We start from the raw sequence: 26,092 nt of genomic DNA on the forward strand, positions 1-26,092 counted from the left end.
AGGTATTATAATAATCCTGTTGCCTATTGGCCCAGCACTACGAATTAAGACACATGTAATAATGAAACTAATCTATTTTGCATCATATGCCTATTTATCATTATTGCAATTACTCTTTTGATAGACAACTATATATTTCATCTAAGTTATATCTCATAGCTTGTAGATAATCCTTATCATCTTCTTTAGATTCTAATGTTAATATTGGTACAACTTCTGCTTTAACTTCTTTTGCCAAAGTTTCTGAAACTTTAGGACTTGCTAGTGATTCTGAAAACACAGTCTTTATGTTATTTTCCTTGCAAAAATTAACTAAATCTTCTAATTGTTTTGGAGTTGGCTCTCCTTCAGCAAATAGATTTTCTACTGATTTTTGTGTTAATCCAAAATCTCTACATAAATATCCAAAGGCAACATGACCTGTTATAAAATTCTTTTTATTTAATGTATCAAATTTAGGTTTATACTCGTTATATAAATTTTCTAGTTCTTCTTTAAATTTCTTATAATTCTCTTCATAGTAATCTTTATTTTTTTCATCTATTTTAACAAAAGTATTTTTTATATTTTCAGATTGTATTTCTGCATTTTTTAAGCTTAACCAAATATGAGGATCAATAGCATTTTCTTCTTTTCTACTTTCAATGCCTGCACTTGAGTCAAGGATGACTACATCTTTACCTTTAATAACTTCATTAACTTGATCTACCCATGACTCAATACCTAATCCATTATAAATGAAGGCCTTACTCTTAGTTAAATCTTCAAAATCTCTAGTTTTAGGTTCATAATCATGCGGTTCCATATTTTCTGGCACCAAACAAGTAACCTCTACTTTATCTCCACCAATTTTCTCTGCGAATTCTTTCAATGGATATATTGAAACAGTAATCTTTAACTTATTATTTGTTGTGTTTTGTGTTGTAGTTCCTGTCTTAGCTCCACACCCTATTAGCATTACCCCCATTAATATAGCTAACGTACCTGAAACGATTTTCTTTATCATATTATACCTCCGTTTTGCATCTGATTTGCATTTGCAACTCTGTTTATCATATTACTGCTAAAGTTTAAATATGTCAAGATAAGCTAAATTTTAATAATACTGATTATTTTATTCATATCCTTTTATATTGCACTTACAATAAGGAATATAAAAAAATAAATTAAAGATGCAATATATATTATGCCTTAATTTAAATTAATTAAGTTATATACATAAGAATCATTATCTAAAATTGACTTTTCTATTTCTTGGCAAGTAAAGAAAATTATTTGAGCAAAATCTTCCTTAATTAAAAGTTTTAATGCCTTTTTTCTTCGTTCATCATCATATTGAACAAAAGCATCATCTAAAAATAGTGGAACTTCTTTATTTTTAAATAACATGTTTATAAAAGAAAGTCTTAAAGCTAAATACAGCTGATCTTTAGCACCATTGCTTAATATATCTCCATCAAACAATATCCCATTATTTCTTATCTTAAGCTTATAATCTTCTGATATTTTAGCTTCTTCATAGCCTCCATCTGTTAATAAATTAAAGTTCCTTACAACTTTATCATTTAAATCTGGACCTACATTTTTCCTGATTTCATCAAATGATTCTTGAAATATATCACTTGCTAATTCTAGGGCTTTAAATTCTTTTTCTAACCTTATAATTTTTTCCTTATTAATTAATATGTCTTCTTCTATTTCTGGAATTTCTCTCTTTCCCAAATATCTTTTTTCTATAAGATGCTCTAAGTCCTTTATTTCTTTTTCTGCTTTTAACAATTCATTTGATTGTCTTCTAATTTCAACATCTATTTCTTCTTCTGATTCATAAGAATAATTTATGTCTTGGCTTATTATCTGTCTCATTTCTTCCTCTATTTCATCTATATTCCTATCTTTTAGTAAAACCTTATAAGTTTCTTCTACATTTTGAAGTGCATTTTGAATTTCTTTCATCTTATTCATTTTATCTTTATATTCTTTTAACGTAATATGTAAATCTACGATTTCTACATTTTGTAATCCAAGTATAGAAACTTTTTTTCTTATCTCATCTTCTTTATCAACTAATTGTTCATTAATATTTTCCATTTCTTGCTTAATTCCATTAATTTCATATTCACGTCTATTTATATCTGCCTTTAATTCCTCATAAAATTCCACTTGTTCTAATACTTGATCCAATGACTCACATGACAATACACTATATAACGAAGCTATTACCCCTTTGTTTCTATTATAATTCGATTTTAGATCAGTAATACCATATTTATTAATCTCATTCTCTTTGTTTTTAATAACTAAAGTTATACTATCTTTATATCTTTTATACTTATCATATTGAGTAAGTTTATTAATAAACTCTTCATAAGTTGCAGAATTAGTTTCATTAATATACAAATTCAATTTGTCTTCATATTCTATAATTCTTTCTTTTAGATTCTCAACTGATTGATTATTCTTTTTAATAAAATCAATATTCTTTATTGCTATAGAATATTTTAAGTATAATCTGATCAATACAATAAATAGAGGTATACATGTAAGAACAGCAGGGATTACTTGATTTATTACTGCATAAATAAACATACAAATACTAATAATTCCAATTAGATAAACAAACTTTATTTTTTTATGAGAATTCTTTAAATTTTCTTGTGGTTTACTATAACTTTCATTTTCTATTTTATATTTTAATTCCTTAAGTCCTTGCTTATAAAAATGAAGTAATTCTTCTATTTCATCTCTGTGTTTTTCTATAAATTCTAAATTCCCAATACTAGTAGCTTGCTTACTTATATCCATTTTAAATTTAGAAATTGAATTTTGAATATTAACAATATCATTAAACTTTTCTTCTAGACTCTTTTGTTCGAGCTTTAAAATATATATTTTTTCTTTTATGTTATTTCCTATTGAAGAAAATACACTATAGTTTTTCATGTTTTCATTTTTTCCCTTTAATTCCTCTTGTAACTCATAAAGTTTATTTAGTTTTTCTTGTTTTACATCTAATAAACTTAAATACCTTGAACATTTTTCATTAATTTCATCTAAGATCTCAAATGTTATATACTCATCACCCTTTTTAAGTTCTTCACTTATAGCTTCTTGTTTTCTTTTTAGCTCTTCTCCTTTTATGAAATAGTTACTTATCTCTTTATAATCTTTTTGAAGCTTTATCTTCTTAATATATTTTTTATATAAGTCTAATTTCTGAATTTGTTCTTTTATATTAACTTTATATTGTTTCTTTTTTAATAAAATTTCCTCATTATCAACATTTTCTTCTCCTAATTTATAAGCTTCCCATAATTCTGTTTTAAGAGAATTATCATTTTCCTTCAATAAATCTAATTCTCCACCTTTTCTACTTGCCACCAATTGTTTTTTTCTCTTTTCTAATTTTTCAATAATTTTCCTTACAGAAGTATTTTCGTCTCCAGTATTATATATGTTAGTTATTTTCTCCATTATTTCTTCTTCTTTATCTTTTGAAATTATAATGCCTAACTGACTTATGAATAAAGTTTTTACAAAAGTAGCTAAATTTATATTAAAGAAATCTTTTCCCGGCTCATTGTTATGCTCAAGTTCTATGGTTTCACCAGTTATTTCATCTAAAATTTCACAAGTATCTTCTTTTTTAGTTATTCCAAAACTTCGTTTTATAATATAACCTTTCCCTTTATAATCTACTATTAATTCACCTGAAATTTTTTCTCCAGTTAAAGGTAAATATTTTTTTCTATCATTAAACTTTCCTCTAGAGCTATCAATTCCATATAACAATATTTTAATAAAATTTTCTATTGAGCTTTTTCCTTGTTCATTCTTTCCATAAATTAAATTAAACCCTTTTGTGAAATCTAAACTTTTCGCCTTAAGCCCTGCAAAAAATTCAATATTAACTTTTTTAATTATCAAGAATATCACCTCTTTTATGGAATAAGATTACCCTGTGTTTGTATTCATCTTTACTCTTATTTCTATCTAATTTAAATTTATAAATTATAAATCTATTCTTAATTAATTTATCCTTCATAAATCTTTACCTCTTCCCCTGAAATACTTTGAAGTCCTATCTTTAGTGCTAAAGTTATATTTTCTCTTTCTTCTTCTGTTTCTGCATTTTGTAATCTTTCGTATATTTTTTTAGCAAATATACTCTTTAATGAATATCCCTTAATTAATTGATCTATATCTAATTTAATTTCACTTTTATCTATAACTTTTATAAAATGAAATTCATCCTTAAGTGATTCTTGCAAAAATTCTTCATTTAATGTAAATTCTTCACATACCTCTCCTATTAAAATTATCTTATAAAAGTTATTTTTTCTTTCATGGTCTGGAACTTCATTAATAATCTTATTTTTAACTTCACTATATCCAAAGCACCCTTGAATATTTATTTCTTTTTCATAATAATTTCTAATTGATGTTCTAATAAACTTACTTTCTATAAATTTTTCTTTAAACTCTATTAAAATTATTCCCTTATCTTCAAGCTCATCAAATCCTCTGCCTTGAGGGCAACCACTATAACTATAATAAGTATTCCCTATTTTTTTAACTTCTGAAAACTTATGTCTATGTCCTAGCGCTACATAATCCATATTACTTCTAGCTATCTCTTCTTCAGTAATGGGATTATAGTCATTTCCATCTTTAGTAGTCGTGATTTCACCATGAAGAACCATTATATTATTATATTTATCTACTCTTTCAACTTCTTTTAATAATGATTTATTAACATGAGAAGTATTAAAACCAGCACCCCAAACCACAGTATTCAAATCTTCCAAAATGACACTTTCCATGTTACCTTTAAAAATATGAACGTTATCAGGCCAATCTACAATGCTATAAAAAGATTTTTCGTTAAATGGATCATGATTTCCTGGACTTATAAAAACCTTAACTTTGCTTATATTTTCAAAACAGTTTTTAATAAAATAAAGCGTAGTTTTATTTACAGATAAATTATCAAATATATCACCTGCAATTAAAAGAATATCTATTTCTTTTTCCAAAGTCATTTTTATTATATTTTCAAACACCTGTTTCAATTCTTCTTTATTTTTCAAAGCTTGTTTGGGAGTCATCCCACTAAATGGAGTATCAAAATGTATATCTGCACTATGTAAAACTTTAATTTTTTTCATATAATCACCTATAATCAATTTTTATTGCGAACCTTTGTTCTATTTTATCACGAAATTTAAAAAGAGTCCAAAATCATTATTAATTTTTTTAATATTAATATGCTACATGCTGACATTATTATTTTTTTTAATAACAAAAAGAAGAGATACATTACATCTTTGTAATGTATCTCCTTGTTTTAGAATATGATTATGTTATTTTTAACATACGCATTTTTTAAATATAATTTAGAAACTATGATTCTTAATTATATCCTATGCTCATATTCCTCCACCATTCTTTTTACCATTTCTCCGCCTACTGAACCACATTGTCTTGAACTTAAGTCTCCATTATATTCTTTAAATGGTACTCCAAGTTCTTGTGCTACTTCGTTCTTGAATCTTGCCAAACCTTGCTTTGCTTCTGGAACTAATGTATTACTCCTTGACATATACAATCCCTCCTCGGTTAATTTGGTATTTATCAGTAGAAAAAATTTTATCAACTTCTCCTGCCGACAATAGTATTTTAACCCTTAAAATATTTTTTATCCTTATTAATATAAGGAACATATTCAAAATCTATCCTTATATTGAATTAAAAAGAAGTGTTTCAAAATTAGTTGGCTTGAATTGAATTCTTTATGTCAAATTCATACATTATGATTTTGATATAATCCCTTTTATATTGTTTTAGTTTATATTTATTAAACAACTATACTTTTTAAAGTAGCTTCTATATCTCTTTCTATATCTACAAAAGCATTGTTTTTTTCTCTTATAAAATGATTTAATAAATCAATTGTTATTAAATTCATTTCATTAATATCTTTATCTGTAATTAAGTTATTATCTTTAATCTTCTTTAAATATTTATTCATATCTTTAAAAAAATTAAATATATAATCCTTAATTAAATCTTTTGATTCTATTTCTTGGCTTATACTTAATAATCTTTTTTTAAGATCTATTACTTTAATTGGAAATAATAAACACATATTTTTTTCAAATAACTGTTTAAAATCACATTTCCAACTCTTAATCACATTAACTTTACAATCTATATTTTGCCCCTCAGAATTTGATTTAAATTCATATACATCAGGGACTTGAATATTTGAATTTATCATTATTAAATATCTTGTATAGTTCTCATTTATGCTTTCACTTACATTATCTTTTTCATATTCTCTTCTTTTCTTTGTAAGACTTATTATATTATCATAATTATTATTGAAATCTATCTTGCTCATCATTATTGCTATATTTTCATCATCTTTAGTTTGAAACTGTATTTGATATTCAAACTTTCTATATTCATCTTCTGCCAAAATTCTAACATTATAGTTAGCACTTCTTGAAATTAGCACTTGATTACTGTTTATAATATCTTTATTTTTAATATATTCAATTCTAGTATTTTCACTTAAGTCATCATTATATATTGAATTAAAAAGCTCTATTAATAAAATCTTATTATCTAATGAAAAAATTCTTTTCAGAATTCCATTTAATCTTTTTTCACATTTAGTATAATTGCTTTTTCCACAATTTAAATCCATAAAATTTTCTTCATTCTGAAAAAATTCAAATTTCTCTTTAAATTTAAGATATAAGCTATTAGAGTCTTCTTGTACACTTTTATTTTTATTGAATTCTAATGATTTATCTTTGTTTCTTCCTTTTCTTACTTCACTTAGTAAAACCAATTTATTCATACTGTATTCCACCTCATAATGGATTATTACCATAATATGCTTATACTATACTAATATTGAATTAATTTCAATGGAATATAATTGAATTACGACATGAAATTACATATAATGGAATTGTGATTTTTTGTTTTTTGAACATCTTATATTAAATTAATAAAATATAACCTTTGTTTAAAATAATCTCAACATTTTTTCGTGTTAATTTTTGCATATTATAAAAATTTATTTTTAAAGGTATTACTTATAGGTTTAAAAACATATCATTGTTTACAGACTTAGTATTTATATTTTAAATTTAAATTTAAACTCCTGTAAATCGCTTTAGCAACTCCAGCATTATCATTTGTGTCTGTTATATATTTTGCTGCTTCTCTTATATGTGGGACTGCGTTTCCCATAGCAAAAGATTCTGTAAATTGAGTAAACATAGAATAATCATTAAAGCTATCACCAATAACCATAACTTCGTCTCTTTTTATCCCCATTTTTTCCGCAACCTTGGTTAATATTAGTCCCTTTTGTGCTTGCTTATTATTTATCTCTATATTTTTAGTAAAAGTTGAAGAAATAGCAATACCACCTATAGATTCTAATTTTCTTTTTACATTTAATGTAGTTTCTTCATCATTATAAAAGGCAACAAATTTTCCTATTTTAGTATCACTATTTAAAAATTGATCAATATCTTTAATATATTTTAAATTCACAAAATGTGGATGCATTTCAGCTAATTTTATAGCATCTTCAAAACTCGTTTCTGGATCATAAGCCATAATTCTATATGTAACTTCTGTCAACATTTCTTCCTTAGTATTAATAGTATACAGTCCTTTATTTGTATAAATTTCAGCTACAATACTTTCTTTTATTACAATATCTATAATTTCACTCGCTTGCTCTCTTTCTATATAAATTCCTTCTAATACTTTTCCTTCTTCGTCTATATATTCTCCACCATTTAAAACTATACATTGACATTTTAAGTCATATTCATCAAGCAGTGGTTTAACATCTTCATACATTCTACCTGTTGCAATTGTAAATTTTATTCCCATTTCCTCAGCTTTTTTTATAGCTTCTGTATTTTCTTTTGATATTTTATGTTCATTATTAAGTAATGTTCCATCCATATCTGATGCTATAAGTTTTATCATAATTTTAATTCCTCCATATTCACTCTCTATATTTCCTCATTTGTTGTCGAATATTTTGTGGCAACTTCTTTAAAATTTATGCGTATATTAAATCTCCTCAAAAACACAATAAGTGTCTTTGCCCTTGTTTTTAGCCAAATATACTGCTTTATCTGCATTTATAAAAAGCTCTTTAAATGAATCACCATGCTGTGGATACTTAGCAATTCCTATGCTCCCTGATACTTTGTAATCTTCTGTTTCCCCTGCAAAATTTGTTCTAAATCTCATTACTAAATCCTCAGCTTTTTTACATATTAATTCTTCTGAATCTATATTCTTTAAAAATACAATAAATTCATCTCCACCTATCCTCCCTACAATAGAATTTTCTTTAAATACTTCTGAAAGCATTAAAGAAATACTAGTCAAGGTATAGTCTCCAGCTAAATGTCCTAAATTATCATTAATAGCCTTAAAATTATCAACATCTATTACAAATAATGCGCCCTTAGCCTTTAGCCCTTCATTCTCCATATATTCTTCAATCATGCTTTGTGCAATTCCTTTGTTATATAAGCCAGTTAAAATATCTCTTTGAGCTTTAAATAAAAGTTCTTCTGTTTCTTTTTTTTCTTTATCTATATCAATTATTATACCCATAGCCTTAATTATATTTCCATTTTCATCAAACATAGCAGTCATTCTTATTTTGAACCAAATATATTTATGATTATTTTCTCTAAGTCTGATTTCAGTTTCTTGATATGTGTCTCCATATATAATATTATTTATAAATTTTTCAAATTTTTCAATATCATCTTTATAAATCATCTTAGTTTTATATATCTTCTTGCTAATGTCCACTACAGTTAGCTCATAATTAAATCTATTTTTCCAGTTCTCTGAAAAACATAAAGTATCCGCCTTAATATTCCATTCAAAAATTATATCTTCTGTTTGAGACATAATTATACGATAGCGTTCTTCACTGCGCCTAAGTTCCTCTTCTGTTATTTTAGATTCAGTTATGTTTATCATTACACTATAACTAAATGATCTTCCATCTTTATTTTTCACTACTTGCCCATTATCTATCACCCATATGAAACTTCCATCATTTCGCTTAACCCTATATTGTAGAGTATATTTATTAGATTTGCTTAATTGTTCTGTAATTTCACTAGCGACTCTTTGACGATCTAGCTCATAAACTAAATCAATTAATTTTTTATCAAAAACTTTTTTAAATTCATGGTTTTCATATCCTAAAAGATTTAAGCAACCACCACTTACAAAATCTAAAAAGAATTCTCCATTTTCTATTCTACAACGATGAACTCCACCTGGTATATTGGATGCTAGAGACTGTATATCTCTATTCTTATCTTCTATATGTTTTTTATTTTTTTCTACAGTATCTATTAAATCATTAAAGGCTATGGCTATTTCTCCAAATTCATTGTTTTTATCATATATAAATCTATCTTTAGTATCTCCTTGCTTTATTTTTCTTATAACTTCTAACAACTTATACACAGGTTTTGAAAAATGATTAATTATAAATGCATAAGACGCTATTATAAGTATCAAAATAAATATTACAACTGTAATTATACTAACTATATTTTTATAAATAGAAGCCTTAAATTCATCCCATTCAACTCCACATAATACTATCCATCCAGTATTCTTAATTCTTGAGTAATATCCTATTTTCTCACTTCCATTTGTCTCATACTGTATTAATCCATTTGGATTAATATCAAAATCTATTTTTTCCCACTGTTCAGATAAATTATTAGGGGCATTAATATTCTTAATACTCTCTTCCAAATTCTCACCACTATTGCTAGCTACAACCTTTTGGTTCGAATCCATTATTGTCACTTTTTCACGTTCAAAAAAATGTATATTACCCATAATATTTTTAAAATATTCCATGTTTATTACATTAATCATAGATCCTTGATACCTATCTCTAAAAAATATTGGGTTTGCTATTATTGCACTTTTAATTCCACTATTAAAATCTTCTCTTTCTATAATATTTGTCACAACTACTTCATTATGTGCAAGTCTTCCTAATTCTTCACTAGAAAGTATAACTTTTGTATCTATATATTCATTATTACTAGATGAAATTATAATTCCATCCTTATTAATAAGAAATTCTGTATTCAAATAAAATTGTTCATTTACTCTTCTACTAAAAATTTCATTTAATATTTTTCTATTGCTTTTTTCGTTTTCAATATTTATTTTATTATTTGAATCAATTAATAAGTCTTTAACTACTGGTATACTTGCAGTAATCTTAAGATCATTAACATTTTGATTAAAGAAGGATTCTAAGTTCGTTGACTGATCATGAGATGATATTATAACATTTTGCTTAATCATTTCTATGATTTTATCATTAAAGTTTGTAATACATATACTTGTCGAAATAATTACAGGCACTATAGCCAATATAATCGAAAAAATTACAAATTTCTTTCTTATATTCATTTTTTCCTCCTACAATCATTAATATACAAATTATACACTAATTTTATCAAACTTTTAAATTATTTTATATATATTCTTTATAATTAAAGTAAAAAATTTGTAATTAATTTTTCATAAGTAGAAAACCCAAAATCAAGAATAAAAAAAATACTATAATTTCCTTGTATACATAAAAAAAATGTTAAATAAGCTATTCCAAAATAACTTATCTAACACTTCTATTTTAATTTACTTATATTCAAAAAATAACAAGTCAGTATACCTTAATATTATTCAACTTCTAGAATATTGAGTACATCTTCTGGCTCTTCTTCTGGTGCTTTTGCTACAAAATAAACCCCACCTATAACCATTATACTACATACAATTGTTTTTAAACTTATTTCACGTCCATTGATTAATATATCAAATACAATTGACCAAACAACATATGTTATATTTAATCCCATAGCTCTTGTTGCACCAATTTTATAAATTGCATTGTAATAAAATAAATATGATATTGTTCCTGCAAGTGCAGTTGCTCCAATCCACCAAGCTACGCTTGTCCTTAGAATTTCAAAACTAAGTCCTATTCCACCAACAACTGGAATTATTAGAACTCCATATACAATTGCTGATGTTAATTGTCTTATTTGAAGTGCAAATTCTGAAGATACTTCATCACCCTTCATTCCATATGCACATATAACACATTCACTACCCCATCCAAATACACACAATAAGGCACATAAAAATCCTACAATACTAACTCCAGCTTCACCTGGTGTATATAAAATTATTGATACACCTATAATTGCAAATATTAATCCAAGCCATGCTTTTTTGTTCATCTTTTCTTTTAATATAAAATAAGCTAAAATTGCTCCAACTGCTGGGTATAATGATGAAATTATGGCAGTATAAGATGGTCCAATAAGTTTAACTGCAACTAAATATCCAGTCATCCCAACAGGGCCTCCCATAAGTGCTGCTAAAACAACGAATAATGCACTCTTAGTTTTCATGGATTTAAATAAATTTCCCAATTGTTTTTTAAACGCAAGATATATGAATGTCCATACAGTTGAAAAGGCATCATGTAAAAATGCTGTTATGAACGGTGCTAAAAATACTGCACCCTCTGGTAAAAATGGACTCATCCCAAGTATTATTGCCATTAAAACTGTGTCTAATCCCCAAGTTATTGCTGAAGTTATTCCACTCATTACACCTACTTTGTAATTACCTTTATTATTTTCCATTAAAAATCCCCCTTAAATATAATTACTTATTCTTATTGTAGATACACAAAAACACAAATCTATTTATTAATTGAAGTAACTCTCATGTAATCTAAGTTTTAATACTTTTCCAATTTTTATTGTGAATTATCTTTTCATAATTGCATAACTAAAACTTTTAGTCTTGGTTATCTATATTTTATACATAAAAATATTCGCTATACGTATATTGGGCATAACTTTGTTCATTTTTTTCCAGTTCATTTTGTGAACAATATTATATTATCATTGTTCAACGTTCATAACAATATGTTCAGATAAAAAAATGATAATTTATTTGAAAATAAAAAATAAACTATCTAAAATAGAAATATAATTCCTATTTTAGATAGCCATAAATGCCAAGTTCTAAATTGCACTTATACTTTTATGAATATATATACTAAAAATGCATAACCTTGATTTCTATAGATTACATAAATAAGTGCTATTTTTAAATTTAACCCCTTGCCATAGCTCCATCTTGATTAAAGTAATACCAACTATATCCATCATAATAAGAGCTTGTTCTCATAGTTCCATCATTATTAAAATAGTACCAATTATATCCATCGTAATACCAGCCTGTCCTCATAGTCCCATCATTATTAAAATAATAGTAATAACCATTTTCGTAGTACCAGCCTGTTGTCATAACTCCATCAGTGTTAAAGTGATACCAACTATATCCAATGTTGTACCAACCTGTTCTCATGTATCCATAGTCATTGTAGTAATACCAATTGTATCCATCACTATACCAACCTGGACCTTGATATCCATAATCATATCCATATCCTTGGTCATATCCATAATCATATCCATATCCTTGGTCATATCCATAGTCATAAGCATTTGCTTTTACAGAAGAAGATGCTCCTACTGCAAATATACTTGCAGCCATCATAATAGATATTATTGATTTTTTTAAAAACTTACTTTTCATTAATATAAATTCCCCTTTAATTATTATTTTTGTATGGTTTAGCTACAACATTCCCCTAAAATGTTTAATTATATAGCTATAGTCCTAGATTTTCTCATTGAAACACTATATTTTAAATGAGATCATCTATATAATAAAAGTTAAACTTTTATGCTTCAATTATATCATGATATTTTTTATTTTTATATACCCATTTCGCTCATATTTTTATCTATATGACATATTTTTCATATTTAATTCCATAAAACTTACGCTATTTTATATTATGATTAAATTTTCATTTGTAAATAACATCTTGTGTGGGGAGAATTATATAAAAGGCTTTCATTATAAAATCATTATATATTAGTTTAACTTGCCTTTTTAATCTTAAGCTTTATAAGTACTTTATAAAATAATTCAAAAAACACTGCATCTTTAGTAATTACAAGTATACCCAAATAAACTAATCCACATATTAAAACTTCTATTACACAGGCAATAAGTATATTGGGTATAACAAATTTTATTCCAAATGTTATTGGAATAAATATTAATGAATAATAAAAATATTTAATGTTCTCATATGCAAATAAATGTATATCTAGTTTTATTACCTTTTTAACCATTCTATATTCTAGTGCTATTACAATTAAGTTAGCTATAAGGGTAGTTGTTATAGCACTTATCATATTAAAATTTCCTGTGAGAGTTAATGTTACATTGAATATTAAATTAATTACTCCACCAATCAAAACTAATATGGCATCCTGTTTTTCTTTTCCATGAAGATATATCATTTGATTAGCTATTACACCTTCAACCCCAATGCTTAACATATATATTGAAAATACTATCATTACTGGAACTGCTGCTAAGAAAGCTGGTCCTCCAAAAATATATATTGCTTCTTTAGAAAGGCATAAGAGACCTATAGATGCTGGAAACAATAATAAGAAATATATCTTTATTACCTTTTTCAATAATATCAAATATTCTTCTTCAGAATTATTTCCCAAATAATTAGAAAGTCTTGGCATAGTAACTTGAATTATTGTTAAGAGTAACGTATTTACTATTAGCATTATTCTTTGAGCCATATAATAATATCCAACAGCTGTAGTCCCACCAATACTATCCTTTAACATTATCTTATCAAGCTGAGTATATAAAACTCCTGTGTTAGAAAGAATTACAACATAAAGCATTGGCTTAACATGTCTAAGAAATTGTAAATTAGAAAAATCAAACTTTAATTTCTTCTTTACATATATAAAACTTATTATATTATTTATAAAATTAAAGCCTATAACTAAATATAAATAAAATAGGAAGTCTTTTTTTTCTCTCACAAATAATAAAATCAGTGCAGAATATATTATTCTAATCACCATGGTTTTAATAGCAATAAAATCGTAATTTTCTAATGCTTCATTAACCCATTCCACATAAAAAAGATTGAACACCAAATTAAAGCCCATAATTATGCATGTATAAAAATATGGTTCATTCTTATAAAAGATAGCCACAAATATCATATATGCAGCTGATGCAACAATATTAGTAAGACTTGTAAAAAGAAATAAACTTGTGAAAGTTTGCCTAAGTTTAGTTTTATCATCACGAACTTTACTTATTTCTCTTAAACCATATTGATAAATTCCAAAACTTCCAAATATCAAAAAGTATGCAGTTAAGGAATCTCCATATCCCATGTATCCATATAATTCGTCTCCAAAAGATCTACTAACTAAAGGCATTACTAATATAGGTAAAATTATATTAAATAGATTGAGCATTGCTTTGAAAATTGCATTTTTTGAAATTGATTTAGCCATTTGTTTAGCCTCCATAAATATAAGGATATTTTAAATTACCTATCCTCTTATCTTTTTTACTTTTTTACTTTTTCAATTGTACATTCTACGCTATTTATTGTCAATTTGCATTTTAATTTTGTATATTTTTATAAATTTACATAACTATGGTTAAAACAAATACATATAGAAATAAAGGTCATGCTTTTGTGTAAAAAATGCATGGCCTTTATTTCAACAGGTATGTCTATAATTTAAGTGTTCTTTTTAGGTATTCTAAATCTTCAAGTGAGTCTATTTCAAATATGTCGTTTGACTCTATTTTTTTAATATATACATTCATATCTTTAAGATTATCTACAGCAATATTATCCCAATATAGATCCCTAAAATATCCTTTGTTTACTACTTCTTCAACCTTTTTTGCTATAAGTCTCCCATCTTTCTCTGTCCAAAAAGATGCTCCAGACATTATGTAGTTAGGTTTATCTCCTTCTTTTCCAATATCAACACCAAATATTTTTTGATCATTATCATATTTTAAAATCCACTCGCCTACTAAGTTTTCCTTGCAAGCTGAATAATATAATGATGTATTTGGTTTAGTCTTTGGTAAAAAGTTTCTTGTAATATAATTATCTGCATCTATAACAAATGCATCTTCAAGATATTCTCTAACTAAATACATAGTATAGATATTATTATAAATATCATATTTGTCATTAATTACTTTGATTAAATTATATTTTTTAACCAGGTCATCAAATTTTTCATGTAAATAACCTGTTAATACAATAATTTCATCAATTCCAACTTCTTTTAAATTCATTATTTGTCTTTCAAGCAGAGACATTCCATTAACCTCTATTAAAGACTTTGGAATCGTTAAAGTTAAAGGTCTAAGTCTAGTACCCATGCCTGCTGCCATTAAAATTGCTCTCATTTATTACCTTCTCCTCTAAAGCTTCTTTAAATATTCTTTAGCTCTATTATATCTATCTATTCCGTAAGTACCAAAATCATCGCCTTCTGCTTCTTTAATCAATGTCCAAACTGACCATAAGGTATCTTGGCATATTTGATGGATTAATAGCCTTCTTCTTGAATCTTTATCTGCTTCTTTTCCATTAAAGTACAATCTAAACATTAGTTCAATATCATCTTCTGAAAATTCATTTTCTAAAGAAAGTGCTGCTAAATCCCACATATCATCATTGATTCCACTATATTCCCAATCAATTAAGTAAATTCTACCTTCTGTATCCTTAACTAAATTTTCAGAAACTAAATCATTATGTGATGGTACAAATACTCGTTTGCAAACTTTTAATTCTTCTTCAAGAGCCATTACTTTTTCTCTTACTTCATCATAGTCCTCAAAAAAGTCTCCTCTATTTTTTCTTAAAATATCCTCATATTTTTCAAGTTCTCTAAACATATTAAACTCATTATCCATATGGAAATCAGTTGACTCATGTAAGTTTCTTAAAATGCCAGTAACTTGTTTCAGGTTTTCTTCTTTTTTTATACTTCTATGAGTTAAAGTTTCTGCATTTTCTATATATTTAGATATTTTAACTCCAGTTTCGAGACTAAAGTAAGGAACCTCTACATTATATCCTTTTTCTGAAGCAATTGCAGAATTAAACATCTCTGTATTTCTATTGATCATTTGCTCTGTACCAGTTCCTGCAACTCTTAAAATATATCTACTACCTTTAACACATATTCTGTAATTTTTATTTGTCATTCCACCTGCTGGCTCAACTTCTGTAATATCATCATCTTTGACTTTTAAGGACTCACGAATAATATTCTTTATATTATTTATTTCATAACTAAGTTCTCTTCTTCTTATGGTTGGATAAAGATAATTTTTAATCTTTTCATATTCTTTATTACTATCTGCATCTCCCCAAGCAAGGTCATCTATCTTAACAAATCCAATGTTATAATTTCTAGCTACATCTAACAGTACATACTCATAATTTAAATAAGGATTAACGTTTCCTTTAAATTCTTGAAGCATCATTGTGTATAACTTATAAGAAATCTTAGTAAGTCCAATCATTTCTCCATCAATTCTATTAAATTGGTGAATATCCTTAGACATCTTAAATAGGTGGTTATCTCTTATTTCAACAAAAGCTTCATCTCCAGAACCACTTTCATTAGTGAAAAGTATACAATCACGATTTCCACTTTCCGCCAATTCCTTGATAGCCTTTCTTTCAAAAATCAAGTCATTTTCAACAAGTAAAAAGTCATCATCAATATAATCTTTAGCTAAAGATAAAGAATGCATAGTTCCAGTCCATTTATAAGTATCATTCTTTACTAAAATTATATTTTGGCTATTTTTGAAACACTCTTCATAATACTGACTTTCATAACCTGTTATAATAACAATCTTAGTTATTCCATTTTCTTTTAAAATATTTAAAGTTCTATTAATTAACTTAAAATCTTCAATTTCAAGCATCCCTACCGGTTTTCCAAATTCTTCTGATTTGCCTGCTGCAAGTATTACTGCTTGTTTTACTATCTTCTTTTCTTCTTCATGAAGTTTTAATCTAGTACTTTTTGCAGATGCAATATTTTCCTCTAAAAATTTCATTCCTTTTTCTGTTACCTTATATAAGGTTCCTCTATTATTAGTAATTCTATCTATGAATCCATCAATAGTAAACTCCTTCAAGACAGCATTAACCTTTCCAAGAGACATATTTGTCTTTTTAGCTAATTCCCTTTGATTAATGTTAAAATTATCATTTAATGCTTTTAAAATTTCTAATTTATCCTCTAACATAATAGCCCTCCATCATTTTTATTCACAATAACAAATTAACAATCCACAGTTTTTCAGATATAATTATTAATAAATTTCTACATATTCTATTGTTCGGAATTTGAACTACAATTTATTATATTACCTAAAATTCTGGATGTCAATTGCATTTTCCAATTAATATACCTTTAGGATACCCTATGAGCAATTGAGGATGAGTCCCAAAGCAAAAGTTCTGTCAACCAAATACAAAAGGCTCACAAAAATAAAGTTCGAGAGCCCATAAAAGAAACCCAGCTCACAGACTTTCGCTGTGGAAGTTCAAGTATCCAATTATAAAATTGAGACTTTCACTTCAAATTTTGGTTCTCCCTTTTGGACTCTCACTTTTGGAGCATCACTTATTCTTAATATTTTTTTAATTTTATAGGAATTTGTTCCCTCATTGTAAATTATACTTTAATATATACTTCCATCTTGTGCAAAGTTATATACTTTATCGTCAACAAACATACTTTGATTTGTTACCAGTTCTCCTTCTGGAGTGAAATAGTACCATTTTCCATTTAAGTATAACCATGCTTTATGCATTACACCATTCAATCCCAAATAGTACCACTTATTATTTTGATTCATCCAACCAGTCTTTAATTGCCCAGTAGTCGGGTCTAAATAATATGATTTACCTCCTACATCTTTTCTCCAACCGCTTGTTTTATATCCTTTTGAATTTAAGTAATACCAATTACCTTTAGTATTTATCCATTGGTCTTTAACTTGTCTACCTTTATTGTTAAAGTAAATGTCTTTTCCGTTTACTTTACCCCATTCTTCATACTTGCTTGTATCTACCCAACAATCGTCAATATCATCATAAAATACATCATTTTCATTTGTATTATTATCATTATCTAACGGACTATCTGTTCTATAAATTTCAAAACTATAAGTTTTGCTATTACTTCCATCTTCTGATATTACTACTATCTCCATGTCAGTTTCTTGTGACCCATTAAGATCTACTGTTATTGGAGTACCACTGAATTTTTCTCCATTTACAGTAACCTTAGATTTAGAATTTTCTGGAACTGGTGAAACCTTAAGTGTATTTATAGCTTGATCTACACGTATTTTATTTGGATCTGCTTCAGAATCAAAAGTAAAATCTCCATTATCTGTTATCACATCTTTTAACAGTGCACTAGCACTTCTTGTGTCATTGTTAACAGTAATATTATATGTTTTACTAGTAATTCCATCTTGCGCTGTAATAACTATTTTAATATTAGTTTGCCCAGTACTATTTAAAGGAAAATCAAAACCCTCTCCCGAAGTTAAACCATATTCATCTCCAGTTTCAACAATAGTTGCTGAAATATCCTTAACATTACTCTTTGTTGTTACAGTGATTTTTGATGATGTATCAGCCTTAGGAACTGTAACAGTATAATTAGCTTTATCACTTGAAAATCCACTAGTTCCATCAGTAGCTTTTATATTTCCATTGCCAGCTATTATATTACTTAATGAAGCATCACTAGAAGTTGCAACACTACCACTATCTGGTGTGCCTGCATTCTTTGCTATATAAAATGTGTATTTTTGACCTATAGGATATGGGGTTATGCTCTCTACTTCAGATGTAATAGTACCATCTGTATCCTTTTTATATACAATTTGATCATAATAAGCTTGCAGTAATATTTTTTTATAGTTAGTTATATCAATATTAGCTGTAGCATCTTTACCTAAATCAGTAATTTCTGTTACATTATCACTTTGTACACTAGTGCCACCCCAAGCTTTTATATATTCTCTTCTATTATTATCTATATCATATGTCACTGGCTTATCCAGAGTAACTGATACATTATTACTTCCATCTTGCTTAAAATATAAATCATAGGTACGCCTATTGGGATCAAAGTCTATTCCATCAGATGTAGTTCTACCTGGTTGAGTTAAAATTGAATCAGGGAATAGAAAATTTACTATTGAATCACTACTACCGATCACATTAACCTTTAATTTATATATTGCTAAAGGCACTGCTCCTGTTGCATTTCCATCTTTACCTGGATATACCTCCAGCCATATTTCATTATTAGTACTTCCTTTAGCAAAGTTTACATATTGTTTCCCATTTATGAGCTTGGATCCTTCAATTCCTCCACCGCTATCATAGTGGTTTGTTATTTTGTATGCAGTCTCACTTGCTTGTCTTCCAATAATAGGCTGCATGTTTATCATTCCAGCTCTCTTATCTAGTGTTATTGTTCCATTATAAGTTATTACATTATTATCATATGTTACATCAAATTTTTTATCAATATATGCTTCAACAGTACTATCTGCATCATAGTTTAACTTTGTTATTCCCGGATTTCTTAAAGTATAATCATTTGAAGATGATAAAGTCGTATATTTAAGTTGTATAGCATACGTCTTAACAACATTTGTCTGATTATCACGTATCTTAGCTACAATCAAATCCGATGACCCTAAATTTGTTAAATAACCAGATATAGAGTTGTTTGAAGCATCTATTCCTATATTACTGGTATCATCAACTCCATTTTTTATCACTTTAGTATCACCTATATTTATGCCGTTAAATATCATTGTATATTTTAGTGTTTGAATTGCATCAGATACATTAAAATTATATCTAAGAGGACATATTGGATCAAATTCTTGTGATTTTGAAAATAAAAAAGGAACTTTGTTGTCTTTAGAATCTTTAGTTGCATTATAGACAGCAATAGTGTCACCAGCATAAGCATCAAAAACCATCGGACTTATTTTTCCTTGAACAAATCCATTTGCATGTTGAATAATTATTTCCTGGGTAGTTGCAGAAGAAGGGAAATAATTTACTACTTCAGGTTGTAAATCATCTACTATTGTAGTCTTTCCAGTAGCATCAGTAACTGTCTTTCCTTTATTAAATATTGTTGTCTCCTTTATTTGATATTCAACCTTATTAACACCAAAAGGCAATGATGTTATTGTTGCACCAATTTTCTTATTACCACTATTATCAGTATATAGTATATCACCATCACTGATTGAACATCCAATCTCAGCTAATTTTGCATTGTTAGCACTTAAATCTACTCCATCTAGTTTAATCCCATCAATTGCTTTGATTATAACTTCTTGAGCCATTACCCCTGTTTGTCCAATACTTATATTATTAATATTATCTATTATTTTATCATCAACAGATAATGTAAAGTTTTCATATGGTTGTTGCGTTATATATTCTCCATTGGTAATAGTAACATTATCTCCAGTTAGTGTAGGTTTTCCACTTACTTGTATTTGTGTTGTAATGGCATTAGCAGCTTGTCCGTTTAAGCCTAATTTTATTGGCAAAAATGATATTATACTTACAAATATTACAACTAATGCTACAAATCTTTTTCCCATTCTATTCATTATTGTCACCCTCCTAAATTGCATGTTTAATTTTAAAACTTAACTGTAGTAATCGTTCGTTTCATTATATTTATTTTATCATATTAATGACTAATTTAAATATGACATATTATATATATCGAGCCATTTTATCTTATCTTTAGACGTTTAAACACATTCCATAAAGTTATTATATGTACTTCCAAATTTATATTTATTCATATGAAAGAAAAGAAAATACCTCCTTATTCTTAGCTTGGAATTTAAGTGCAAAAAACCTTCCATAATATAATACATAGACTATTATTATGGAAGGCCTTTTTATTCTATATTTTTGCTTTAGTTAATTATATTGCTCCTGCAATTGCATCTGCAACTGCAGATGCTTCTATATCTTGATAATATGAATCTGCACACTTTTGAGCTTCACCTGGATTTGTTATAAATCCAAATTCAATTAATACTGATGGCATAGTCGTATTTCTAAGAACAAATAAGTTACCATCTTTTGCTCCTCTATTTATTGCCCCAGTACTATTTGTAATAGATGATACAATGGATGATGCGAGATTCATACTTTTTGAAAGTCGGCTATCACTATATGCTCCACCAAAGCTATCATCTTGTGCCCTTGAGCTATAATAAACTTCTACACCAGTTGCTGCTTCTGATGCTGAATTATGATGTAAACTTACGAATAAATCAGCACCAGCATTATTGGCAATATTTACTCTGTTGGTAAGACTTTCAGTTACATCTGCAGTTTCTCTATCAGATGCATTCCTAGTCATAATTACTTTATACCCTTGCGCTTCAAGTTTTGCCTTTAACTTAACTGCAATTTGCATGTTTAAGTCTCTTTCTACATATGTAATACCATTACTAGTTGCATAAGCACCATCATCTCCACCAAAGTTATGACCTGGATCTATGACTATTACTTTACCAGAGGTGCTAGTTACAGTTTTATCTCCTCGTTTTCCATCAGGACCTATTTTCCAGCCATTTACAACTGTACCCTTAGCCATAATGCCTGAGCCCGGCTTAAAATAATAAGTATTGCCTCCATCTGTTATCCACCCTGTTGCCATACTACCACTGCTATTTAAGTAATAAGTATTCCCTTCAAGATTAAGAAAACCTGTTGCCATCACTCCATTGGAATGTAAATAATACCAACTTCCATTTGGTTTAATCCAACCTGTTAGCATATTTCCACCGGTATTAAAATAATACCACTGTCCACTAATTTGAAACCAACCTATTCTCATAGCTCCACTTATATCTAAGAAATATTTACTACCATCAATTAGCTTAAATCCAGTTACCATGCTTCCATCGCCTTGAATGTAATACCACTTGCTACTATCTTTTAACCAACCAAGTTGCATTGCTCCACTTGATTTAAGATAATACCACTTACCAGCATCTTTTAACCAACCCTTTGCCATAACGCCATCACTATATAAGTAATACCAATCACTGTCTGGTTTAATCCATCCTGTTGCTTTACTACCATTTGATTTATAATAATACCATTGTCCACCCTCTAATTTCCATCCAATTGATGATGAAATATTCGTACTATTATCTGTTGTTGTTTTTATTGGCTCAGTTACTTGTACTCCTGTTGGAGCTGTTGTGTTTGTTTGGTTCTTATCTGTTACTGACGTTGAACCTGTAGTTGTTGTGTTTGTACTTGAATTTGACCCCGTATTTGTTGTTGTGTTTGTGTTTGTGCTTGAATTTGTTGCTTCAGAAGTTTTACCAGTATTATCAGATACTTTAGAAGCATCAGTTTCAGTTTTTGGCTCAGACACAATTCCTGCTGATATTAACAAATCATTATATGATTTATTAATTTCTTCACCATAGGTAAGACTTGGAGCCCACTTTCCACCTAAGTCATTTACTGTTACTGCGTTACCTTTAATGGTAACAAAATGTCTTGGATCATATGTATTGCTCCTTGGATACCCAGTAGCACCTGCATAAAGTGCTAAATGATCTAGATGAGCTTGTACACCTTCATCCCATGTATTAAATCTTTGGTGAGCCTTTGGATCAGTATCAGCTCCACCTACAACTGTCTTCATTCCACATGGATTTTTATAGCTTTCATCTAAAACTCCACCAAAATTACCATACCCTGTTTCTTTAGCAGCTTGTATATATGCAATAGCTGGATTAACATTTCCATGTTCCGGTGCATATTTCCAATACAATTCAGCTAATCCAATGAAAGTATCAGTTGCACCTTTAGATTTAGCCCATTGTTCAGCCTGTTTTGCTGTCACTTTTGTTTCTGATATTATTTTGATATCAGTAATAGCTGCTTGTACATTAGTTGTTGGTATTAATACTAAAACTATTGCAAAAGCAAATAAAAATGTAGTCAATCTCTTAATAGCCTTCAAAACAGCTTTCCTCCGTTCTTTTTAGTTTTATCCCTAAAATAAAATATTTACCCTAGTATATAATACAACTACATTCTCTATTTTAGGTACCTTGTATAGCAAATAATGACTTATTTTTTATAAGAAAATATTTCCACCATGCTATTTTGTAATAATTTCTACACCAAAAAAAGGTACTCCATTGTGCAGTGTTGCATCAGAGTACCCCTTCTTTCAGTAGAATATCACATAAGTATAACTTTCACCTTTGGTATCTATATTTAAATGTTCGCTGAAATAACTTCTGCTATAGCTTCTGCTACCTTTTGTTGACTAGCTGAATCTGAACATCTTATTGCTTCTTCTTTATTTGTTATAAACCCAGTTTCAACTAATACTGCTGGCATATTTGCATTTCTACATACAAATAAATTTTGACTTTGACCACCTCTATTATATAAATTAAGTTTATTTGCAATATTATTATTTATAAGAGTAGCCATTTCCTTACTTTTTTCAATTCTACTATTATCTAATTTACCACCAAAAGTATCATCTTGAGCCTGTGTACTATAAAGAGTTAATACACCTGTAGCTGTCTCACTTGCTGAATTATGATGTATACTTATAAAGAAATCTGCATTTGCATCATTAGCAACTTTAACTTTATGAGTAAGACTTGCTATTAATGAACCATATGATGGTTCTTCACCAGCATCTCTTGTCATTACTACATTATATCCCCTCTTTTCAAGCTCTGTTTTTAATTTCGCTGCAACTTGAATATTTAAAACTGATTCACTATACGTTACTCCATCAATAGTACTTTCCGCACCATAATCACTACCATAGTCATGACCTGCATCTACTGCAATTGTCTTTTGGCTATTTGAAGGATTATTATTTGTTGAATTATTAGTTCCCGAATTATATACATCTTCATCACTTTGGATATATGAAGATTGTTTCTTACCATCTGAACCAATCTTGCATCCATCTATTGTAGTGTTAGTAATGATTCTTCCTGTAGATGGATCTAAATAATACGAGTCTCCATTATATGTAACCCAACCAGTTGCCATAGTTCCGTTTGTGTTTAAGTAGTACCATGTTCCATCAAGATTAATCCATCCCTTAGCCATAGCACCAGTATCATATAGATAATAGTTAGATCCATTATCTAAAAGCCATCCTGTTGCCATACTACCATCAGTATTAAAGTAATACCAATAATTCTTTAATTGTATCCACCCTGTTGCCATAGTACCGCTATTATTAAACATATAGCTCTTACCATCTATTTCATTGAAACCAGTTACCATACTTCCGTCACCTTGAAGATAATATGAACTGTCTTTTTCTTTAAACCAACCAGTTTTTATTTTTCCACTCTTTTCAGAATAGTACCATTTATTATTTAAATTCATCCATCCATCATTAGTTGCCATGACTCCTGAATCTTTTAAATAATACAAACCTGAACCATCATATTGGATTCCAGTTGCCATAGCACCTGAATCAGTTAAAAAGTACCAATCATTATTTAATTGCTTCCACCCTTTAACCATAATCCCTGAAAGATCAAAATAGTACCATTTTCCATTGTCACTTATCCAACCAGTTGACATTTTTCCGTCATCTTTTAAATAATACCAATTGTTATCAGGTTTAATCCACCCAATTGCCTTTGTATTATCTGATTTATAGTAATACCAATTTCCATTTTCATTTTTCCAACCAATAGTTGATGTTATCTTAGATTCATTATCTACAGTTTTATCACCTGTTTGAGGCTTATTTTCTGCAATAATCTGTGACACACTTGGTGCACTTGGTTTACTTTCAGTTTTTCCTGGATTGGGAGCTGCATTTGATGTTAGATAATCTACTCCAGCAAAATCTAGTAAATTTTGGTATAATTCATTTACTTCCTCACCATATGTAGCACTTGGAGCCCATTTAATACCTAAAGAATTTACCGTAGTTGCCTTACCTTTAATAGTTACGAAATGTCTTGGATCATAAGTATCATCCTTTGGGTATCCATCAGCACCTGCATATAAAGCTAAATGATCCATGTGTGCTTGTACACCTTCATCCCAACTATCAAATTTTTGATGAGCATTTTTATCAGTATCTCCTCCACCTGATGAGGTCTTAAGTCCACATGGATTTTTATAACTTTCATCTAAAACTCCACCAAACTTTCCGTATCCAGTTTCTTTTGCAGCTTGTACATATGCAATAGCTGGATTGACATCACCACAATCAGATGAATACTTAAAGTAAAGATCTGCCAAACCTATAAAAGTATCTGTTGCTCCCTTAGATTTAGCCCACTTTTTTGCTTCTGTTACAGTAACTTCACTGTCTGATATTATTTTAAAATCAGTTGTTGCTGCTTGTACGCTTAATGTTGGAACCAAACTTAATACCATTGCAAAAGTTAAAACAAAAGTAATAAGTTTCTTTTTAATATTCAAAACAGTCTGCCACCTCCTTATATTAAATTCTAACAAAAAAAGTGACATAATTAAAGGTAAATTTGAAAATTTATAGATTTTTTTATCATTTATTCATAAGTATGTAATATCTTTCTACGTCAATGGAAAAGAGAGCCTTTTTAAATGCTCTCTTTTAGTGATTATGATTTCTTCTTCCCCTGCAATTATCAAGATTACTCTGACAATCAGCAAGACTATCCATTAAGTTGTCTACTAATTTGCATGTAAGACATGATTGATTATCAATCAGCTTGTCATTCATGCACATTAAATAACTAATAAAATTTTGATTAGTATACGCATATAGAAATAGCAATATCATTATTAGTTTATTTAATAATACTCCTTGATTTTCCACAACCATTGTAGACAAGGTTAAGTCACTTATTGGATCACATGTTGTGCCATTAGTCGTTCCCATAGTATCGAAATCAGTATCAGAAAAACTACAGTTACTCATTCTCTTCC

17 protein-coding genes are annotated in these 26,092 nt (G+C 28.0%); all 17 read right to left on the reverse strand.

The features are described 5' to 3' along the window. Window positions 1–109 precede the first annotated feature (109 nt). A complete protein-coding gene (locus LLF98_RS13300) occupies window positions 110–1,006 on the reverse strand; it encodes a zinc ABC transporter substrate-binding protein (protein ID WP_291704367.1) in 897 nt (298 codons plus the stop codon). 185 nt (window positions 1,007–1,191) lie between these two features. Continuing rightward, on the reverse strand, window positions 1,192–3,927 hold the full coding sequence (locus LLF98_RS13305) for an AAA family ATPase (RefSeq protein WP_291704369.1): 2,736 nt from the start codon (window positions 3,925–3,927) through the stop codon (window positions 1,192–1,194). Continuing rightward, a complete protein-coding gene (locus tag LLF98_RS13310; protein WP_291704371.1) occupies window positions 3,917–4,045 on the reverse strand; it encodes a hypothetical protein in 129 nt (42 codons plus the stop codon). Before LLF98_RS13310 ends, LLF98_RS13305 begins: the two co-directional genes overlap by 11 nt. Next, window positions 4,035–5,168 (reverse strand): DNA repair exonuclease, encoded by a 1,134-nt coding sequence (locus tag LLF98_RS13315; RefSeq protein WP_291704374.1) that lies wholly within the window; start codon window positions 5,166–5,168, stop codon window positions 4,035–4,037. Before LLF98_RS13315 ends, LLF98_RS13310 begins: the two co-directional genes overlap by 11 nt. A 248-nt stretch (window positions 5,169–5,416) precedes the next feature. After that, the gene (locus LLF98_RS13320; RefSeq protein ID WP_291704376.1) at window positions 5,417–5,602 is read right to left on the reverse strand and encodes an alpha/beta-type small acid-soluble spore protein; all 186 of its coding nucleotides are present in this window, start codon (window positions 5,600–5,602) and stop codon (window positions 5,417–5,419) included. A 255-nt stretch (window positions 5,603–5,857) separates the two neighbouring features. Further along, window positions 5,858–6,868, reverse strand: a complete 1,011-nt coding sequence (locus tag LLF98_RS13325) for a hypothetical protein (RefSeq protein ID WP_291704379.1) — start codon at window positions 6,866–6,868, stop codon at window positions 5,858–5,860. A gap of 275 nt (window positions 6,869–7,143) precedes the next feature. After that, the gene (locus LLF98_RS13330; protein ID WP_291704381.1) at window positions 7,144–8,022 is read right to left on the reverse strand and encodes a Cof-type HAD-IIB family hydrolase; all 879 of its coding nucleotides are present in this window, start codon (window positions 8,020–8,022) and stop codon (window positions 7,144–7,146) included. Window positions 8,023–8,109: 87 nt separating this feature from the next. After that, complete coding sequence (locus LLF98_RS13335) at window positions 8,110–10,512, reverse strand: diguanylate cyclase (RefSeq protein ID WP_291704383.1); 2,403 nt, start codon at window positions 10,510–10,512, stop codon at window positions 8,110–8,112. A 269-nt stretch (window positions 10,513–10,781) separates the two neighbouring features. Then, window positions 10,782–11,756, reverse strand: a complete 975-nt coding sequence (locus LLF98_RS13340) for a DMT family transporter (protein ID WP_291704385.1) — start codon at window positions 11,754–11,756, stop codon at window positions 10,782–10,784. A gap of 478 nt (window positions 11,757–12,234) precedes the next feature. Beyond that, window positions 12,235–12,720: a hypothetical protein gene (locus LLF98_RS13345; RefSeq protein WP_291704387.1), complete on the reverse strand. Its 486-nt coding sequence runs from the start codon at window positions 12,718–12,720 to the stop codon at window positions 12,235–12,237. 350 nt (window positions 12,721–13,070) lie between these two features. Next, window positions 13,071–14,537, reverse strand: coding sequence for an oligosaccharide flippase family protein (locus tag LLF98_RS13350; protein WP_291704389.1), 1,467 nt, complete (start codon window positions 14,535–14,537; stop codon window positions 13,071–13,073). Window positions 14,538–14,763: 226 nt separating this feature from the next. Next, complete coding sequence (locus LLF98_RS13355; protein ID WP_291704391.1) at window positions 14,764–15,459, reverse strand: sugar phosphate nucleotidyltransferase; 696 nt, start codon at window positions 15,457–15,459, stop codon at window positions 14,764–14,766. Window positions 15,460–15,474: 15 nt separating this feature from the next. After that, a complete protein-coding gene (locus LLF98_RS13360; protein WP_291704393.1) occupies window positions 15,475–17,325 on the reverse strand; it encodes an NTP transferase domain-containing protein in 1,851 nt (616 codons plus the stop codon). 438 nt (window positions 17,326–17,763) lie between these two features. Next, window positions 17,764–20,745, reverse strand: coding sequence for a cadherin-like beta sandwich domain-containing protein (locus LLF98_RS13365; RefSeq protein ID WP_291704395.1), 2,982 nt, complete (start codon window positions 20,743–20,745; stop codon window positions 17,764–17,766). A gap of 326 nt (window positions 20,746–21,071) precedes the next feature. Next, a complete protein-coding gene (locus tag LLF98_RS13370; protein WP_291704397.1) occupies window positions 21,072–23,141 on the reverse strand; it encodes an N-acetylmuramoyl-L-alanine amidase in 2,070 nt (689 codons plus the stop codon). 260 nt (window positions 23,142–23,401) lie between these two features. Beyond that, complete coding sequence (locus LLF98_RS13375; protein WP_291704399.1) at window positions 23,402–25,603, reverse strand: N-acetylmuramoyl-L-alanine amidase; 2,202 nt, start codon at window positions 25,601–25,603, stop codon at window positions 23,402–23,404. Window positions 25,604–25,757: 154 nt separating this feature from the next. Beyond that, window positions 25,758–26,084: a hypothetical protein gene (locus LLF98_RS13380; RefSeq protein WP_291704402.1), complete on the reverse strand. Its 327-nt coding sequence runs from the start codon at window positions 26,082–26,084 to the stop codon at window positions 25,758–25,760. Window positions 26,085–26,092: the final 8 nt, after the last annotated feature.

The organism is Clostridium sp., from assembly GCF_021372645.1.
Lineage (GTDB): Bacteria > Bacillota > Clostridia > Clostridiales > Clostridiaceae > Clostridium.

Bases quoted from the DNA above. Each gene is read 5' to 3' on its own strand.
- LLF98_RS13365 (WP_291704395.1), bottom strand. From the start codon at position 20,745: ATGAATAGAATGGGAAAAAGATTTGTAGCATTAGTTGTAATATTTGTA.
- LLF98_RS13310 (WP_291704371.1), bottom strand. From the start codon at position 4,045: ATGAAGGATAAATTAATTAAGAATAGATTTATAATTTATAAATTTAAA.
- LLF98_RS13350 (WP_291704389.1), bottom strand. From the start codon at position 14,537: ATGGCTAAATCAATTTCAAAAAATGCAATTTTCAAAGCAATGCTCAAT.
- LLF98_RS13355 (WP_291704391.1), bottom strand. From the start codon at position 15,459: ATGAGAGCAATTTTAATGGCAGCAGGCATGGGTACTAGACTTAGACCT.
- LLF98_RS13325 (WP_291704379.1), bottom strand. From the start codon at position 6,868: ATGAATAAATTGGTTTTACTAAGTGAAGTAAGAAAAGGAAGAAACAAA.
- LLF98_RS13300 (WP_291704367.1), bottom strand. From the start codon at position 1,006: ATGATAAAGAAAATCGTTTCAGGTACGTTAGCTATATTAATGGGGGTA.
- LLF98_RS13330 (WP_291704381.1), bottom strand. From the start codon at position 8,022: ATGATAAAACTTATAGCATCAGATATGGATGGAACATTACTTAATAAT.
- LLF98_RS13315 (WP_291704374.1), bottom strand. From the start codon at position 5,168: ATGAAAAAAATTAAAGTTTTACATAGTGCAGATATACATTTTGATACT.
- LLF98_RS13320 (WP_291704376.1), bottom strand. From the start codon at position 5,602: ATGTCAAGGAGTAATACATTAGTTCCAGAAGCAAAGCAAGGTTTGGCA.
- LLF98_RS13340 (WP_291704385.1), bottom strand. From the start codon at position 11,756: ATGGAAAATAATAAAGGTAATTACAAAGTAGGTGTAATGAGTGGAATA.
- LLF98_RS13345 (WP_291704387.1), bottom strand. From the start codon at position 12,720: ATGAAAAGTAAGTTTTTAAAAAAATCAATAATATCTATTATGATGGCT.
- LLF98_RS13360 (WP_291704393.1), bottom strand. From the start codon at position 17,325: ATGTTAGAGGATAAATTAGAAATTTTAAAAGCATTAAATGATAATTTT.
- LLF98_RS13380 (WP_291704402.1), bottom strand. From the start codon at position 26,084: ATGAGTAACTGTAGTTTTTCTGATACTGATTTCGATACTATGGGAACG.
- LLF98_RS13335 (WP_291704383.1), bottom strand. From the start codon at position 10,512: ATGAATATAAGAAAGAAATTTGTAATTTTTTCGATTATATTGGCTATA.